A 16804-nucleotide genomic window follows, 5' to 3' on the forward strand; every position below is an offset into this window, starting at 1 on the left:
GGGCGGATGTCGATACCGAAGCTGCCGAACGAGATCCGGGAGGTGGTCTGCCGGGAGTTATACCGGCAGGTCCATGCCTTGGACTGGGAGTCGATGAGCGACCGGCAAAAGACCGAACAGTACTCGCTGTGGGTAGACGATCCGGCTATCGGCGGGGAACTGGCCGACCACTTCACCGCCGAGGGCATGCGAGTGTGGTTGAAGGACGGGCCGATGAAGGAGTACGCCCGAGCGCTCGAAGGGGTCGGGCAGTACGCGAAGTACGCCGTGAAGAAGCTGACCGACATCGAGATCCCTGTCCGGGAAGCCCTGGGCCAGGAGTGGCGAACAGTTCCAGGCACCCTCGCGGAAAAGCCAATGCACGTCACCGTTACAAACGGTTCTGTCGAGCGTTATGTCTGTTGGGGGCAACCGCACACTCTTCGTGACCTTCTCTGGGCCGCGGTGCGCGAGGCTGTCGATGCTCCTGCACGGCCGCTGATCGTCGTGACATTGCGCGAAAACACAGTGCTCACCGAGGACGACAAGACTTTCCAGGACAAGCTGGCCGCCCACTGCGGCCTCGATCTGATCCGGGTCACCCGGCACTTGGTCGACAAGAACTGACCGCTTCGAGCAGGCGGGAACGACTTGGGCCCCACTCCTTCAAAGGGATGGGGCTCAAGCGCTCGGGCGGTGGAGGAGAACGTCAGGTATGACGTGCCTCCCTGATCGGATGTCTTCCCTGCTCGACGTGTGCGGGTGATCTGACCTTCGACGAGGAAGACCCTCCAGACGGCGTCCCGTTGCGCTGTTGGTCGGTCACCCGGGCTCCCGGGATCTGGTTGAGAGGGCCCTCAGGAGCCGCATCCGGCAACCGTATCCGCACTGCTGGCCGCCTCGGGACCACAGTCACGCAGGTGGAAAGCACCCGGGTCGGACGCCAGTGAACACACTCGAAACTCTGGCGCTCAATGATCTCCGTACCTCCAGGACACAACGTGGTTAGTTGACTACTATCGGTTCGGGTTAGTGGTGCTATCGGCGGGGCTAGCCGCAAGGGGAAGGATGCAGATGATCGAACAGGCGTCACCACCCTCCCACCGGCCCCGCTGACCAGCTCCGCGCGTTGATGGCGTCGCGGCGGGAACCCAGCCACCAGCTGTTCGTCGCTACTCGTGCCGGCGGCGGGCGGACCACCAGCATGCCGCTGACCGCAGTGGACAGCCTCAACTGCGGCCGCCCCATCTACCTCCGGGACAACGCCCACGGCGAGGTCCACATCGCTTGCGGACCCGGCAATCCCGGGTATCTCACCCTTTGCCTGCTGGCGGCCGACCCGCTATCGGAGGGGCGGGCCCGCGCACAGCAGCTGCCGAACAGTCAGCACTAGCCACATTGAAGACAGAAGAGGATTGAGGGGGCGGGAAATGGTTCATCAAGGCAAAGAATTCGGCGTCGGCCTGTATGAATTGGAGAAAGTGGAGAAGATCGATTTCCCGGTGGTCTCGGCCGACTACGGCGACGCGATCGGCAGCTGCGATCAAGTCCTCGGCGGCGCACTCGGTCCGGTGTACCAGACGTATCTCAATCTCCACGAGACCGTGACCGAGTTCCTTAAGGGAACCGAACCAACCTGGAGGACACCGCCGCGGCGCTGGGCACAGCAGCTCAGCGCCGACCAGTCCGCGAGCGACGAACTGTACCGCCGCGCGCGGCTCGACCCGGCTCTGGACGGCAAGCTGTGACCTTCAATCCGCTGATGCAACACGCGAGAGACATCAAAGACAAGGCTGTCGAGCTGACGATCAAGGAGCACGATCAGAAGTACGCGACCCAGTCCGGGATGGTTTTTGTTCCTGAGTCGGTCAAACGGCACTACGCGTTCATCGAGTCGATGTTCGAGCCGTTCTCCGAAGAGCAGTTCGCCGCGGACGCTTCCGAAGCAGCCGCGAAGCTGATCCAGGACTTCCAGTCCCAAGTGGACGAGCTGAAGAAGCGGTACTACGAATGACCACACGCAAACTCCTCCTGGTCACGATCGTCGCACTGCTGGCGGCAGCTGCGGGCGTTGTCGCAGTAGTGCTGACCCGAGGCGACGGATCGGCGGCAAAGCCCTGCGACATCCCGAATTCGGTGAAGGAACAACCGGTGTCGGCGAAAACCGGCCCCACCGGGGGCGGGATCGAGGTCGCGGAAAAAGGCGTGTCGTCATCCGGGTTGGCGAGCATGGGAGCGGTGCTGCGCAATACCAGCGATCACATCGCCTACCGAACCAAAGTCACGCTCAAAGTCATCGTCTCGGTCAACGGCCTGCCGCCCGGCCCCATCCAAGGCGCGCCGATGACCATGGAAATCCCCGTCATGCTCCCCGGCGAACACGTCGGCATCGGCAGGACACTCATCAACGTCGGCGGAAACGACAAGGTCGACTCGGCCGATGTCGACATCCAGACCACCACCTGGCTAGCAAAGGGCGCACTCGGCTCGTACACCCCGGCAACAGACACCTACGAAGCCACCGACCGGGTACCGGCATCCCCTCCAGCCGACACGGTCCGCTACACAGAAAAATCGGCCAACTGCCGAGCACTCTCCAGCCGCCGCACCGCCGTCGTGTTCCGCGACGCGAACGGCAAAATCGTGGGCGGAGACCTAGCCCCGCCCGACGGCAAAGGCAACCCGGCGGGAAGCCCCCAGCAACCCCCGGCAAGCCCGTCCTGCTCCCCCGGTGAACGCAGCACCTGGATCGTCCCGCTTCAGCACATCCCGCAAAACACCGACGACAAAAAGACCGAGCTCTACTCGTACTGCGACCTCAACGCCCCCCACCCCGACCAAAACAACGCCCTCTAACCCCGCAGCCAGCGCACTCACTCACCCCACCCAACGGAACCCCCACGACGGGGATCCAGGGACCGCATCCCTGGCGGGGGTTTGGGGGTCCGACCCCCAAGAAAAGACACGAAGAAGAGCCCAGCCCACGCACAAGCGCTGGCAGGACTCTCCCGCAAACGAAACCACCCCAACCCACCCAACGGAACCACCACGATGGGGGTCCAGGGGGCGCAGCCCCCTGGCGGGGGTTTGGGGGTCCGACCCCCAAAGGAAGATACGAAAAAGAGCCCGGCCCACACACAAGCGCGGCAGGACCCTCCCACCAAACGAAACCACCCCAACCCACCCAACGCAACCACCACGATGGGGGTCCAGGGGGCGCAGCCCCCTGGCGGGGGTTTGGGGGTCCGACCCCCAAGGGGAGATACGAAGAAGAGCCCCGGCCAACGCGCAAGCGTGGCAGGGCTCTCCCGCGAATCGAGTGGAGGTGCCGGGAATTGAACCCGGGTCCTCTAGCGCATCCTCAAGGCTTCTCCGTGCGCAGTCCGCTGTGTCTCTGCTTGGCCCCTTCAGTCACGCGAACAAGCTGAAGTGACGGGCCCAGCCACTGTTTGCTTCCCTGCCAGGCCCCGTGGCCGGGACTGGAGGTGAGCCTCCTAGCTGATGCCGGCGACCGGGTCGGAGGCGACCCCGGGCCGACAGACTTGCTCTACTGCGATCAGGCAGCGAGAGCGAAGTCGCGCTGGCTATTGGCCTTGGCGCTTATTAGGTTGCGATGACGCTTGCGGTGGTCTCTCGCCTGCACCGGCACGCTTCCCTTGATTCAACGTCCAGAGTCGAAACCGTTCACCCCCTTGCAGGTGTTCTTAACTCCCCCATCATAACGCGTCCGGCAACCCGATAATTCCGGCATCGGCCTGCGCGGGAGGTAGGGCTGTCCCCACCTCGAAGATGCCCGCTCGCCCCCTGGTTGGCCGGTGCCCGCCCGGCCATGCTGAGCAGGTCAGTTTCCGCAGTGAGGGAGCCTCGCCATGGTCACCGTGCCCGCCGGTCGCAGTTTCGGGCGCCGCACTCCGCCGTTGGGTGGGGCGCTGGCGTATCTGCTGCTCAACCTGCCTTTCGGCCTCCTGTCGTTCGCGGTCATCGTGACGCTGGGGTCGGCTGGGCTGGGGACGGTCGTCGTGTGGCTCGGGGTTCCGCTGCTCGCGCTGCTCGTGCTGTTCGCGCGGACCGCGGGGCGGGTCGAGCGGGGGCGGGTGTTCGCGCTGCTGGACGTGTATGTCGACGATCCGTATCTGCCGTTGCCTCCGTCGGGCCAGAAGGAGCGCTGGCTGACGCGGGTGAAGGACCCGGCGACCTGGCGGGACCTGTCCTACCTGCTCCTGCTCTTCCCGCTGGGCCTGATGGAGTTCGTGCTGGTCGTGACGGTGTGGGCGGTCAGCCTGGGCCTGGTCGCGCTGCCGGTCTACTACCGCTTCCTTCCGGACGGGGTCTACGCCTTCCCGAGCTACGATGTGCCGTGGTTCGTCGTCGACTCGACGGTGACCGCGCTGCCGTGGGCGGCGCTGGGGGTGCTGTTCGCCGCGATCGCCGTGGCCCTGACCAAGGGGCTGGCGGCCGGGCACGCGGCGTTCGCGGCCGCGTTCCTGCGGCCCACGGTCGCCCAGCGGCGGCGCATGGAGCGCTCGTGGAACGAGATCGACGGGATCACGGTGGCCGGATGACTGCGCAAGACCCGCCTCCGGAGCACCCTCGTCCGCATCCGGCTCGCACGATCGGGTACATGATCCCGTCGTTCGTGCTGCGGCTGGTGCAGTTCATCTTCATCGTGGTGGGCGGGACGGTCGGCACGGCGACGCTCATCATCTGGATCGGCTTCCCGATCCTGCTGGCCGTCACCGGGTTCATCCGCTGGTCGGGCGACCTGGAGCGGCGCTGGGCCCGCCGGATGCTCGGCACCCCGCTCACCCCGGTGGAGCGGCTGCCGCTGGACGGGCAGCCGCTGACCCGCCGCTGGCTGACCCGGCTGTCCGACCCGACGACCTGGCGGGATCTGGCGTACCTGATGGCCGCGTTCCCGCTGTCGATCGTGGAGCTGCCGATCGCGCTCGCGTCGATCGTGCTGCTGCCGATGGCGATCTGGGTCACGCCGTGGCTGGGCTGGCTGCACGGGAACCTGGCGCTGTCGCTGCTGGGCCCGAACCGCACGAAGAAGCTCGAAAAGAAGGCCGAGCACCTGCAGGCGTCGCGGGCTCGGGGCGTGGACGCCGCGGAAGCCGAGCGCCGCCGGATCGAGCGGGACCTGCACGACGGCGCCCAGCAGCGGCTCGTGGCCGTCGCGATGAGCCTCGGCCGGGCGAAGTCGAAGTTCGACAACGACCCGAACGCGGTCCGCGAGCTGATCGACGAAGCCCATTCGGACGCCAAGCTCGCCGTTTCGGAGCTGCGCGACCTCGCCCGCGGCATCTACCCCGCCGTGCTGGGCGACCGCGGTCTCGACGCGGCGCTGTCCGCGCAGGCCGCGAAGTCGCCGATCCCGGTGGACGTGCGCGTCGACGTCGAGCCCCGCCCGCCGGCCGCGGTCGAGACCACGGCGTACTTCATCGTCGGCGAGACCCTCACCAACATCGCCAAGCACTCCGGCGCGACCGAGGCGTCGGTGAAGGTGTGGCGCTCGGACACGCACGTCATCGCCGAGATCACCGACAACGGCCACGGCGGCGCGGAGGTCCGCCCCGGCGGCGGGCTCGCCGGGCTGGCCGACCGCGCGGCGACCATCGACGGCGTGATCACCGTCGTCAGCCCGGTCGGCGGGCCGACGGTCATCAGAGCGGACCTGCCGTGTCAATGGTGACCCGGCCGTGAGTGAATAGCCTCCGGGAGCTTTTCACTCACGGACCTGGGGGCCTTGATGCGGGTAGTGATCGCCGAAGACGCCGTGCTGCTTCGGGCCGGGGTCACCCGGTTGCTCGCCGACGAGGGCATCGAGACCGTCGCCGCGGTCGACAACGGCGACGACCTGCTCGGCGCGATCACCGAACACCGTCCTGACCTGGCGATCGTCGACGTCCGGATGCCGCCGACGTTCACCGACGAGGGCTTGCGCGCGGCGCTGGCGGCGCGCAAGGAGATCGCCGGCCTGCCGGTGCTCGTGCTCTCGCAGTACGTCGAGGAAAGCTACGCCGTCGAGCTGCTGTCCGGCGGCGCCGGCGGCGTCGGCTACCTGCTGAAAGAGCGCGTCGCCGACGTGGACGAGTTCCTGGACGCGGTCCGGCGCGTCGCGGACGGCGGCACCGCCATCGACCCGGACGTCATCGCCCAGCTGATGGCCCGCGGCCGCCGCAACCCGCTGGATTCGCTCACCGCGCGCGAGTCCGAAGTACTCGGCCTGATGGCGCAGGGACTGTCCAACAACGCCATCGCGAACTCGCTGGTCGTGTCGCACGGCGCGGTCGAAAAGCACATCGGCAACATCTTCTCGAAGCTCGGTCTCGAGGCCAGTTCCGAAGAACATCGCCGGGTTCGCGCGGTCTTGACCTACCTCGGCCGGTAACCCCCCTCACTCGAACTGACGGCAGCCCCGCGCCGGGTTCCTCGCCTACCATGGACTGATGCCGCCCGAACCGAGCGAGGAGAATCCGATGTCCGACCGCAGCGTCCGCTTCTTCGGCGGCCCGCTCGACGGCCGGGTGCAGGAACTCGCCGACGAGGAACCGGTTCCGGGCACCGTCGTGCGCCACATCCACTTGCACGGCGGCCCGAAAATCGAGACGCGGTACGAACTCGGCCTCACCGAGAACGGCTGGGCCTACCGGGTGCAGGCGCACGAGTCCGAACCGGAGCCGGACACCCTCTCCTAGCCGAGTAGGGCGAACCCCACCTTTCGCCTCCTGCTGACCCGACCCCGTTTTCGGTGGTCTGCACCGCTGTTTAGCAGCCCGGAAACCGACAAGCTCGTCAGCATGACGACGAGCCAGCTGCAGACCCGCGGCACCAGGGCGACCCGGGACACATTTCTCGACGTAGTGCGTGCCGGGGCGATCCTCGCGGTGGTCGCGCAGCACTGGACGATGCCGGTGCTTTCCTTCTCCGGCAACACGCTCGCCACCGGCAACGCCCTCGCGACACCTGGCTGGTGGATCATCACGTGGGCTTCGCAGGTCATGCCATTGGTCTTTTTCGCTGGTGGCGCGGCAAACCTGATTTCCTTGCGCCGCGCGGAACCCACCCGCGCCTGGTTCGCCGGACGCGTGCGGCGGCTGCTCGTTCCCGTTCTGCCGCTGATGGCGGTGTGGCTCGTCGTGCCGGATCTGTTGCAGGGCATGGGAGTTCCGCCGCAACCGGTCCAGGTGGCCAGCGCGATCGCCGCGCAGCTGCTCTGGTTCCTCTCGGTCTACCTGCTCACCGTGCTGCTCACGCCGCTGATGGTCGCCGCACATCGGCGCTGGGGTCTCGCAGTGCCAGCGGTGCTCGCTGGATTGGGCGTTCTCGTTGACGTAGCAAGGTTTTCCGACCTCGGCCTGATCGGTTACGCCAACGCCGTCATCGTCTGGGTCGCGGTGCACCAGCTCGGTTTCCACTACGTCGAAGGCCGCCTAGGCTCGCTCGGCCGCCGGGCCGCGCTCGCCGTGTCCGCAGCAGGTTTTGGGGTGACGGCCCTGCTGGTCGCGTTCGGCCCGTACCCGGCGAGCATGATCGGCATGCCGGGCGCGCCGGTGTCCAACATGAGCCCGCCGACCGTCCTGCTGCTGTTCCTCGCGCTCGGTCAGATCGGATTCCTGCTGGCCTTCCGCGACAAGCTCGTCTCGCTCCCCCGCGTCACCGCCGCGCTCAGCTGGCTCAGCCCGCGGTTCATGTCGGTCTATCTCTGGCACATGCCAGCGCTGGTCGTGGTTTCCGGCGTGACCGTCCTCGGCCTCGGCTACTCGACGCCGGCCCCGGGTTCGTCGATGTGGTTCCTGATGGCGCCCGCCTGGCTCGCCGTGTGCGGCGCGGTGCTGCTGGGCCTGCTGCGGCTGTTCGAGCGCTTCGAAACGCAGCCGGACGGCCTGGTCGTGACCGCTCGGACGCCGCAGCTGGTGCTGGCCGGCCTGCTCGCCTCCGGCGGTCTCCTCGGCCTGGCCGCGCACGGGTTCGCCCCGCTGAGCGACCATCTGCTGACCGGTCCGCTGCCCTGGGTCGCGCTGGTCGCGGCCGGGTACGCGCTGGCTGGACGGCAAGTGGCGCTGAGCCGGGCCCTCGTGCCGGTCAAACGCTGAGCAGCTTCGCGGGGGTGTCGTGCAGCACCGCTCGCAGGAACGGCTCGCCAAGGCGATCGTCGGCCGCCCAGCCGGCGATCGCCCGCAGCTGCGTGGCGTAGGAGTACGGGATGTTCGGGAAGTCGGTGCCGAGCACCACGCGGTCGGCGACCTCCGCCAGCCGGGCCGTCCAGTCCGGTGGCAGCGGCGACATCGCCTCCGCGAACGGCACGCCGACCATGGTGGTGTCGAGATGCACTCGCGGATAGCGGGCCATCAGCTCGAACGCGGTGGTGAACTGGGGCATCGCGGCGTGCGCGAGGACGGCGGTGAGCCGCGGATGCCGCTGCAGGACTTCCTCGAACACCTCGAGCCCGGTGAAATCGCCGCGCAACGGCCCGTGTCCACAGTGGATCACCACCGGCACGCCCGCGTCGGACAGCGAGCCCCACACCGGGTCGAGCAGCTCGTCCCGCGGGTCGTACGCTCCGACCTGCACATGTGCCTTGAAACACCGGGCTCCCGCGCGCAACGCACTGTCCACTGAGGACGCCGCAGCAGGCTCCGGATAGAACGTGCCGGTGGGCACGGCTTCCGGAACCTGCTCGGCGAACTCCAGCACCCACGACGTGAGCCACTCCGCCATGCCCGGCTTGTGCGGATACACCAGCGGCGCGAACGTTTTCACGCCCAGCGCGCGCAGCGTTTCGATCCGCTCCGCCTCCGGCGTGCGGTAGTGGATCGGCCACGGCGTGCCGTAGTGCTGCTCGGCGCGGTCGAAATAGGCCCACACCTTGTCCAGCACGGACTTCGGCAGGAAGTGGACGTGCAGGTCGACGATCCCGTCGAGGCCGAGCCCGGCGATCCAGCCCGGGACGTCGGCATCGGCGGCCGGGCCGGCGCTCACTCCGTGAACCGGCCCTTCAGCGCCCGCCCCATCGCGCGGCTGATGTCCTTCTGCGCGTCGCGTTTGGCCAGCGTCTGCCGCTTGTCGTAGGCCTTCTTGCCCTTGGCCAGCGCGATCTCGACCTTGACCTTGCCGTCCTTGAAGTACATCGACAGCGGCACCAGCGAAAGACCGCTTTCCTTGGTCTTGCCGATGAGCCGTTCGATCTCGCGCCGGTGCAGCAGCAGCTTCCGGGTGCGCCGCGGCATGTGGTTGGTCCAGGTGCCCTGGGTGTACTCCGGGATGTGGACGTTGCGCAGCCACACCTCGCCGTCGTCCACCGTCGCGAACGCGTCCACCAGGGAGGCCTTGCCGGCCCGGAGGCTTTTGACCTCCGTGCCCTGCAGCACCATCCCGGCCTCATAGGTGTCCAGGATGGAGTAGTCGTGCCGAGCCTTGCGGTTCGACGCGATGACCTTCTGTCCACGTTCCTTGGGCATACCGGCCAGTTTACGTGCCGCACAGGTGATCAAGCACGCCGGTTTACGGCCGGTCACCCAGCGAAGTCAGTGCTCCTGGCGACCTTTTCCCACGCCGCCAGCTCCGCCTGCCCGCGCTCGTAGCTGGCCGCGACGTTGTCCGCCGCGTCCGTGCCCAGCGCGAGCCGCAGCGGAGGACGTTCGGCGGCCAGCGCGGCGAGGATCGCCTCGGCGGCCTTGACCGGGTCGCCCGGCTGCCGGCCGGCCACCTCGGCCAGGTGGGTGCGAATCGGCCCGAGCTGCTCGCGGTACGCCCCGCCCTCCTGCGTGAACAGCAGCACTCCCGGCTCGTTGAACGCCGTGCGGAAGGCGCCCGGCTCGACGATCAGCACGTGGACCCCCCACGGCTCGAGTTCCTCCGCCAGCGCCTCCGACCAGCCTTCGAGCGCGAACTTGGTCGAGGCGTACGCGCTGACGCCGCCGAACGCGAACCGCCCGGCCTGGCTGCTCATCTGCACGATCGCGCCGCTGCCCCGCTCCCGCAGGTGCGGCAGCACGGCCTTGGTCAGCGCGACCGGGCCGAAGAAGTTGAGGTCCATCAGGGCCCGCAGCTCGGCGGCGGTGACTTCCTCGGCCGCTCCGATGAGTCCCCGGCCCGCGTTGTTGACCAGCACGTCGATCCGGCCGTACCGGTCGAGCACCTCGGCCACCGCCGGCTCGATCCGCGCCTCGTCGGTCATGTCGAGCCGCACCGCCGAGATCCGGTCCGGCGCACTCGCGACCAGGTCAGCGACCGATTCCGGACGCCGCACCGCCGCGGCGACGGTGTCCCCCGCCGCCAGCGCGGCGACCGCCAGCTCCCGGCCGAATCCCGACGAAGCCCCCGTGATCAGCCAAACCCGTGCACTCATGCCATTTCCCCTTCCTTGGTAAGCAGCCCGACCGCGATCGCGCCGAGCGTCGATATTGCGGCGATGGTCCAAAGCCCGACGTGCAGTGCGCTCGTGTACGCAGCAGCCGCCGGTGCACCGCCGGTCATTTCCCCTTGCAGCAGCTTCGCGGTGATCGCGCCCGCCCGCTCCGGCCCCAATCCGGACCCGAGCCGGGACTGGGTCACCGCGGCGAGCAGCGAGCCCAGGACGGCGATCGAGACGGATTCCCCGCCCAGCCGCATCGTGTTGAACACCCCCGCCGCCATCCCGGCCCGAGCCGGTTCCACCGACGACACCGCAGCGCCGTCGAGAATCGCCAGCGAAACGCCGAACCCGGCCCCGACGCACAGCAGCGGCCCGGCGATCTCCCCGGTTTCCGCACCCGGGTGCACCACCGTCAGCCAGGCCGCCCCGACCGCGACGAGCACCAGAGTCGTCACCAGCAGCAGCCGTTGCGACACCCGGTGCGCGATCGAACCGACCACCACCGGCACGACCAGCGTCGGCCCGGTGAGCAGCATCAGCAGGAGCCCGGCGGCGAGCGCGCTCACGCCGTCCACCGCCATGAAATACGCGGGCAGCACGATGAGCAGCGCCACGAAACCGAATCCCAGCAGCACCGGCATCGCGCAGATCGCCAGGAACCGCGGCTGAGCGAACAACGACACGTCGATCATCGGGTGTTCCGCGCGGCGTTCGATCGCCACGAACCCGGCCAGCAGGACCGCGAACCCGGCGAAGGAGGCCAGCACCAGCGGGCTGTCCCAGCCGAGTTCCGGACCCTCGACCAGCGCGAGCACGAACAGCGACAGCCCGAGGGTGAAGGCGAGCGCACCCGGCCAGTCCGGACCGGCCGGATGCGCGTCCTTCGATTCGGCGAGCTTCGGCACCACCCCCAGCAACGGCAGCACAACCACCGCGGCGATGCCGAAGAACATCCGCCAGCCGCCCAGCGACGTCACCAATACCCCGGCGGCCAGCGGCCCGAACGCCAGGCCGAGCCCGATCGCCGTGCCGAACACGCCGAACGCCCGCGTGCGCGCGGCGCCCTCGAAAGCGTGCGCGAGCAGTGCGCTGCCGCCGGTGATCACGCAGGCCGCGCCGATCCCGGCGAGCGCCCTGGCGGCGATCAGCACCCCGATCGCCGGCGCGCACGCGGCCGCCAGCATCGCGGCGCAGAACAGCCCGATGCCGGCGGCGAACATCCGCCGCCGTCCGGTCAGATCGGCCAGCGAACCGGTGATCGCCATGAAGCTGGCGAAGGTCAGGAAGAACGCGTTCACCACCCACTGCGCGGACGAGAGGCTGGTGGCGAGGCTGCCGCTGATGTCGGGCAGCGCGAGCGAAGCACCGGTCGCCGTGACCGGGACCAGCACGATCGCCGCGCATACCGCGAACAACGTGAGGCCCGGCTCGACCCGCCGCGGCGCGGCGATGACCCCCATGAAGATCCCCCACCTAAACCATTCGAAGCCTGATAGACAACAGCGATCGAAGCAGCATTCGCACGCTGATGTCAAGTCGCAGGGGCCGAGGGAGTGTTCGAAGGCTGATAGCTTGGAGGCGGGCTAGGAGGTCGCAATGGGCGTCGAAGAGCGGATCGCGGAGAAGCTGGACCCGCGACTCGGCAATCACCTCAAGCGCGCCGAGGTGGCCCTGATGGCGGAGAAAGGCCGCGTCCTCAAGCCGTTCGGGCTGTCGGTTCCGCAGTACGCGGCGATGCACGCGTTGTCGGTCGCGCCGCTGTCCGGGGCGCAGCTGGCCCGGGTGTGCTGCGTGACCCCGCAGAGCATGACGTCCCTGCTGTCCACTTTGGAGTCGAAGAACCTGGTCGAGCGCACCCCGTCGGAGGTGCACGCGCAGGTGCTCATCGCGCGCTTGACGCGGTCCGGGCACGCGGTCTTCCGCAAGGCCAACGAAGCCGCGCTCGCCGTGGAGGCGCGGTTGTCCGCGGAGTTCGAGCCGGAAGAGGAGCAGCTGCTGCGCGCGCTCCTGGCGCGCGCGGTCAAGGTGCTGGGCGAAGGCGGCTGAAACGCGCGAACCGCCCGGCGAAAACGTTCGCCGGGCGGTTCGGGTGCGAAGAAGAGCGGCTAGTGGCGCACGTACAGCCGCAGCGTGACGTAGCCGGTGATCGCCGAGATCACGATCGACACCGCCAGCAGGATCGGCGCGACCGGGAACAGCACCTCAAGGGTGGTGATCTGCGGGAACACTTCGCCGGTGAAGACCGTGTCGAGGAAGGACAGCTTCGTCAGAAGCAGGAACACCACCCCGAGCACGGCGCCGACCGTGCCGGCGACCACCGCCTCCAAGAGGAACGGCAGCTGGGTATACCAGCGCGTCGCGCCCACCAGGCGCATGATGCCGACTTCCGTCCGCCTCGTGAACGCCGAAACCTGAATGGTGTTCGCGATCAGCAGGAGTGCGGCGACGGCCATGATGAGCGCCATCACGAACGCGATGTTCCGGACGCCGTTGAAGACGTTGAACACGCGGTCGAGGAATTTCTTCTGGTCGTCGACCTTCTTGACGCCGGGCTGGCCGGTGTACTGCTTGATGATCGCGTCGGACCGGTCCGGGTCCTTCAGCTTCACCTGCAGCGACGCGGGCAGCGCCTCCGGGCCGGTCAGCTCGAGCAGTTCGGGCTGGCTCGCGAAGATCTTCTTGAAGCGGTCGTAGGCCTGGTCGCGGTTCTCGTAGACGACCGATTCGACGCCGGGGTTGTTCTGCAGCGACTGGCGGAGCCCGTTGCAGAGGGCCTGCGTGCAGTTCTTGTCGTTCGCGCTCACGTCGTCGACCAGCGCGACCGAAACCTCGACTTCGGCGAGGAAGTTCGCCTTCATCTTGTCGATCGTGCGCACGGCGAGCAGACCGCCGCCGAGCATGGCGAGCGAGACCGCGGTGGTGAGGATCATCGCGATGGTCATCGTGACGTTCCGGCGCAAACCGGTGACGACCTCGCTGAAGACGAAACTGGCACGCATCGCTCTCGTAATTCCTTGGGTCGGGGCGGAAAAGGGCGGGGTGCGTCAGCGGCCGATGCCGTAGACGCCGCGGGCGTCGTCGCGGATCACGCGACCGAGCTGCAGCTCGACGACCCGCCGCCGCATCGAGTCCACGATGGAATGGTCGTGCGTGGCCATCAGCACGGTGGTGCCGGTGCGGTTGATCCGCTCCAGCAGCAGCATGATGTCCTGGCTGGTGTCCGGGTCGAGGTTCCCGGTGGGCTCGTCGGCGAGCAGGACGAGCGGGCGGTTCACGAACGCGCGGGCGATCGCGACGCGCTGCTGCTCGCCGCCGGAGAGCTCGTTGGGCAGCCGGTCGGCTTTGCCGTCGAGGCCGACGAGTTCGAGCACCTCGGGCACGACCTTGCGGATCGTGGGCCGCGGTTTCCCGATGACCTCGAGGGCGAACGCGACGTTTTCCGCGACGGTTTTGTTGGCCAGCAGCCGGAAGTCCTGGAACACGCAGCCGATGGTCTGGCGCAGCCGGGGGACCCTGCGCCGGGCGAGCTTGGCGACGTCGAAGTTCGACACCATGACCCGCCCCTTGGAGGGCACTTCCTCCCGCAGCAGCAGCCGCAGGAAGGTCGACTTCCCGGAGCCGGACGGGCCGATGAGGAAGACGAACTCACCCTTGTCGATCTCGACCGACACCCGTTCGAGGGCGGGACGGGTCGAGGTCTTGTAGACCTTGGAAACCTCTTCGAGCCGGATCACGGTTCGGCATACTACCCATGGGCCCCGTTAAGCCCGGGTTGCCGGTGCCTTGGGTGACCCGCGCCTCGTTCCGGCGCTGCTCGGGCGGTCAGGCCGCGTTCGCCTGCTTGCGCCAGCGGATCCCGGCCTCGAGGAAGCCGTCGATGTCGCCGTCGAGCACCGCGCTGGGGTTGCCGACCTCGAATTCGGTGCGCAGGTCCTTCACCATCTGGTACGGGTGCAGCACGTAGGAGCGCATCTGGTTGCCCCAGCTGGAGCCGCCGTCCTTGAGCGCGTCCATTTCGGCCCGTTCCTCCTCTTTTTTGCGCTGCAGCAGGCGCGCCTGGAGGACCTTCATCGCGGCGGCCTTGTTCTGCAGCTGCGATTTCTCGTTCTGGCACGAGACGACGATGCCGGTCGGGAGGTGGGTGAGGCGGACCGCGGAGTCGGTCGTGTTGACGCTCTGCCCGCCGGGGCCGGACGAGCGGTACACGTCGACGCGGATGTCCTTTTCCGGGATGTCGACGTGGTCGACTTCCTCGACCTCGGGCAGGACCTCGACGTGCGCGAAGGACGTCTGCCGGCGGCTCTGGTTGTCGAACGGCGAGATCCGCACGAGGCGGTGGGTGCCCTGTTCGACCGAGAGGGTGCCGTAGACGTACGGGGCGGTCACCTTGAAGGTGGCGGATTTGATGCCCGCTTCTTCGGCGTAGGAGATGTCGAAGACGTCGGTGGGGTAGCCGTGGCGTTCCGCCCAGCGGAGGTACATCCGGAGCAGCATTTCGGCGAAGTCGGCCGCGTCGACGCCGCCTGCTTCGGAGCGGATGTTGACGACGGCGTTGCGGTCGTCGTATTCGCCGGACAGCAGGGTGCGGACTTCGAGCGCGTCGATGTCCTTGGCGAGGTCGGCGAGGTCGCCTTCGGCCTCGGTCATGCTGCCGCTGTCGCCTTCGTCGGCGGCGAGCTCGTAGAGGACGCCCAGGTCGTCGAGGCGCTGGCGCAGTTCGGAGACGCGGCGCAGCTCGGCCTGCCGGTGGGACAGCTGGCTGGTGACCTTCTGGGCTTCCTCCACGTTGTCCCAGAGGGTGGGGCTGGACGCCTGCTCTTCGAGCTCGGCGACCTGCGCGCGCAGCGCTTCGAGGTCCATCACCGACTCGATCTGCGTCAGCTTGCCGGTCAGGTCCTTCAGGGCCGCATCGAACTCATCGCTCACGTCGGACAAGGTTACGGCAAAACCCACGACCGGTCGCGAACCGGTCGTGGGGCCGGGCCTGAGCTCAGGCCTGCGGGATCGAGTCGAGCAGCTTCAGCGCGGCCTTGGCCTGCGCCTGGGCGAACTCGGCGACCGCTTTGGCGTAGGGGCCGTCGGCGGTCTTGGTGGCGTTTTTGGCCTCTTCGAGCTGCGCCTGGTAGGTGGTGCGGGCGCTGTCGAGCAGCGCGGTGCGCTGCTTGGCCGTCAGGGAGCCGGCGTGCACGAGCCGCAGGATGAGCGGGCTGCGCAGGTGGTCGGGTCCGGCCTCGGACGTGAGCCACGTCTTGAAGGCCTTCTTGCCCGCCGCGGTGAGCACGTACTGCTGGCTCGAACGGGGTCCTTGCTTGCCGAGCCGGACGAGACCCTCTTTCGAGAGCGCCGGGAGCTCGCGGTAGACCTGGCTGCGGGTGACACTGAAGAAGGCGCCGAAGCGCTCGTCGGCGCCCGACACGAGCTGCCCGCCGGTGGCGGGGCCGTCGTGGAGCAGACCGAGCAGAGCGGCGGCGGTTGCATTCAATTCGGACACCCCTCTACGGTCCCACTTATCCGCCGCTGTGTCCACAGTGGTCACGAATCAGTCCATTGTGGCCTGCGGTAACCCCTCTAACAGCCCAGTCCGCAGGTATGTCCACAATAGACTCTGCCACGCTCCGCAACCACCGCCGAAACGATCACCGCGCCGCAACCACCACCCGAGCGACGGCCAAATGGCGCACAAAAAAGTCGGGGCCCGTGCATCCGCACGAGCCCCGACTGGTTTCCAAGTAGCGGGGACAGGATTTGAACCTGCGACCTCTGGGTTATGAGCCCAGCGAGCTACCGAGCTGCTCCACCCCGCGTCGTTGTAAACACAACCCTACACCCCCGAAAATCCCCCCGAACACCACCCCCACAAACGCCCCCAACCAGCAAAAACACCGCCCGCCCCCCAACCCCCCGACGAAAACCCCACACTCACCGACAAAAACACCACGCCCCCACACCCCACCCCCCCAGCCCCGCCCCCCCCGGCACCGGAATATTCCAACTCCCCCAACACTTCCCGACCCTCTACACAAGACAAAAGAAGAGGTCTAAACCTGCCACCCCAAGCCCAACCCTTTGCCCTCAAGGCGACTTTGCCCCGAGAGAACCAACCCCCCGAAAGACACAGCCCCACCCCCACCCCACCGCACCCAAAACCGAGAAGCCCCCACCCGGCCAAGCTCGCTCCGCGAGCAAAGGCAACCCAACGCAAGAGAAGACCAACCGAAGCCCACCCACCCAACGCACCCACTCAGGGGGTCCAGGGGGCTTGCCCCCTGGCGGGGGTCTGGGGGTTCGACCCCCAGGGCAATGACGAAAGAGACCCACCCTCGCGCAGTAGGCGAGGATGGGTCTCCCATCTCTGTAGCGGGGACAGGATTTGAACCTGCGACCTCTGGGTTATGAGCCCAGCGAGCTACCGAGCTGCTCCACCCCGCGTCGTAGGACCTACCTTACGCCTTGGTTTCCCGGAGGCGC

At 67.9% G+C, this 16804-nt stretch carries 18 protein-coding genes, 2 tRNA genes and 1 other RNA gene; 10 read left to right on the plus strand and 11 right to left on the minus strand.

Annotated features, from left to right (window positions below):
* Positions 1-6: 6 nt before the first annotated feature.
* From F9C11_RS00575 to F9C11_RS00590, 4 genes are all read left to right on the plus strand, one after another.
* Positions 7-606 (plus strand): hypothetical protein, encoded by a 600-nt coding sequence (locus F9C11_RS00575; protein ID WP_409183007.1) that lies wholly within the window; start codon positions 7-9, stop codon positions 604-606.
* 803 nt (positions 607-1409) lie between these two features.
* The gene (locus F9C11_RS00580) at positions 1410-1727 is read left to right on the plus strand and encodes a hypothetical protein (protein WP_409183008.1); all 318 of its coding nucleotides are present in this window, start codon (positions 1410-1412) and stop codon (positions 1725-1727) included.
* A 14-nt stretch (positions 1728-1741) separates the two neighbouring features.
* On the plus strand, positions 1742-1993 hold the full coding sequence (locus F9C11_RS00585) for a hypothetical protein (RefSeq protein ID WP_409183009.1): 252 nt from the start codon (positions 1742-1744) through the stop codon (positions 1991-1993).
* The gene (locus F9C11_RS00590) at positions 1990-2835 is read left to right on the plus strand and encodes a hypothetical protein (RefSeq protein ID WP_409183010.1); all 846 of its coding nucleotides are present in this window, start codon (positions 1990-1992) and stop codon (positions 2833-2835) included. Before F9C11_RS00585 ends, F9C11_RS00590 begins: the two co-directional genes overlap by 4 nt.
* 461 nt (positions 2836-3296) lie before the next feature.
* Here the strand turns inward: F9C11_RS00590 and ssrA are convergent.
* Positions 3297-3671, minus strand: a transfer-messenger RNA (tmRNA) gene (gene ssrA, locus F9C11_RS00595).
* A 177-nt stretch (positions 3672-3848) separates the two neighbouring features.
* Between ssrA and F9C11_RS00600 the strand changes: the two genes are divergently transcribed.
* The 5 genes from F9C11_RS00600 to F9C11_RS00620 all read left to right on the plus strand — a co-directional run bounded on the left by F9C11_RS00600 (position 3849) and on the right by F9C11_RS00620 (position 8075).
* The gene (locus F9C11_RS00600) at positions 3849-4541 is read left to right on the plus strand and encodes a sensor domain-containing protein (RefSeq protein ID WP_409183011.1); all 693 of its coding nucleotides are present in this window, start codon (positions 3849-3851) and stop codon (positions 4539-4541) included.
* Complete coding sequence (locus F9C11_RS00605) at positions 4538-5671, plus strand: sensor histidine kinase (RefSeq protein WP_409183012.1); 1134 nt, start codon at positions 4538-4540, stop codon at positions 5669-5671. Before F9C11_RS00600 ends, F9C11_RS00605 begins: the two co-directional genes overlap by 4 nt.
* Before the next feature lie 57 nt (positions 5672-5728).
* Positions 5729-6370 carry a response regulator transcription factor gene (locus tag F9C11_RS00610; RefSeq protein ID WP_009073303.1) on the plus strand — a complete coding sequence of 214 codons (642 nt, stop codon included), beginning with the start codon at positions 5729-5731 and terminating at the stop codon, positions 6368-6370.
* Positions 6371-6458: 88 nt separating this feature from the next.
* Positions 6459-6677 (plus strand): hypothetical protein, encoded by a 219-nt coding sequence (locus tag F9C11_RS00615; RefSeq protein WP_009073301.1) that lies wholly within the window; start codon positions 6459-6461, stop codon positions 6675-6677.
* 102 nt (positions 6678-6779) lie between these two features.
* Positions 6780-8075 (plus strand): acyltransferase family protein, encoded by a 1296-nt coding sequence (locus F9C11_RS00620; protein WP_409183013.1) that lies wholly within the window; start codon positions 6780-6782, stop codon positions 8073-8075.
* On the opposite strand, the gene F9C11_RS00625 is transcribed toward F9C11_RS00620, so the two are convergent.
* From F9C11_RS00625 to F9C11_RS00640, 4 genes are read right to left on the minus strand one after another with little or no spacing between them, the layout of a single operon-like run.
* Positions 8065-8961 (minus strand): amidohydrolase family protein, encoded by an 897-nt coding sequence (locus F9C11_RS00625; protein WP_409183014.1) that lies wholly within the window; start codon positions 8959-8961, stop codon positions 8065-8067. The genes F9C11_RS00620 and F9C11_RS00625 overlap by 11 nt on opposite strands.
* Positions 8958-9440, minus strand: a complete 483-nt coding sequence (gene smpB, locus F9C11_RS00630) for an SsrA-binding protein SmpB (protein ID WP_009073296.1) — start codon at positions 9438-9440, stop codon at positions 8958-8960. The genes F9C11_RS00625 and smpB overlap by 4 nt, the downstream gene beginning before the upstream one ends.
* Before the next feature lie 53 nt (positions 9441-9493).
* Positions 9494-10330, minus strand: a complete 837-nt coding sequence (locus F9C11_RS00635) for an oxidoreductase (RefSeq protein WP_409183015.1) — start codon at positions 10328-10330, stop codon at positions 9494-9496.
* The gene (locus F9C11_RS00640) at positions 10327-11796 is read right to left on the minus strand and encodes an MFS transporter (RefSeq protein ID WP_409183016.1); all 1470 of its coding nucleotides are present in this window, start codon (positions 11794-11796) and stop codon (positions 10327-10329) included. The genes F9C11_RS00635 and F9C11_RS00640 overlap by 4 nt, the downstream gene beginning before the upstream one ends.
* A gap of 136 nt (positions 11797-11932) precedes the next feature.
* Here F9C11_RS00640 and F9C11_RS00645 point away from each other — a divergent pair, with 136 nt between their 5' ends.
* Positions 11933-12382: a MarR family winged helix-turn-helix transcriptional regulator gene (locus F9C11_RS00645; RefSeq protein WP_409183017.1), complete on the plus strand. Its 450-nt coding sequence runs from the start codon at positions 11933-11935 to the stop codon at positions 12380-12382.
* Positions 12383-12441: 59 nt separating this feature from the next.
* Here the strand turns inward: F9C11_RS00645 and ftsX are convergent, their stop codons facing one another.
* From ftsX to F9C11_RS00675, 6 genes are all read right to left on the minus strand, one after another.
* Positions 12442-13335, minus strand: coding sequence for a permease-like cell division protein FtsX (gene ftsX, locus F9C11_RS00650; protein WP_009073294.1), 894 nt, complete (start codon positions 13333-13335; stop codon positions 12442-12444).
* 45 nt (positions 13336-13380) lie between these two features.
* Entirely contained in the window at positions 13381-14070 is a 690-nt protein-coding gene (gene ftsE / locus F9C11_RS00655) for a cell division ATP-binding protein FtsE (RefSeq protein WP_009073292.1), read from the minus strand.
* A gap of 88 nt (positions 14071-14158) precedes the next feature.
* Positions 14159-15262, minus strand: a complete 1104-nt coding sequence (prfB, locus tag F9C11_RS00660) for a peptide chain release factor 2 (protein WP_409183018.1) — start codon at positions 15260-15262, stop codon at positions 14159-14161.
* Positions 15263-15326: 64 nt separating this feature from the next.
* The gene (locus F9C11_RS00665) at positions 15327-15827 is read right to left on the minus strand and encodes a PadR family transcriptional regulator (protein WP_116206874.1); all 501 of its coding nucleotides are present in this window, start codon (positions 15825-15827) and stop codon (positions 15327-15329) included.
* Between the two features lie 239 nt (positions 15828-16066).
* Positions 16067-16140, minus strand: a tRNA-Met gene (locus tag F9C11_RS00670).
* 551 nt (positions 16141-16691) lie between these two features.
* Positions 16692-16765, minus strand: a tRNA-Met gene (locus F9C11_RS00675).
* Between the last annotated feature and the right edge of the window lie 39 nt (positions 16766-16804).

This window comes from Amycolatopsis sp. VS8301801F10, from assembly GCF_046195355.1.
In the GTDB taxonomy this organism is placed as follows: Bacteria; Actinomycetota; Actinomycetes; order Mycobacteriales; family Pseudonocardiaceae; genus Amycolatopsis.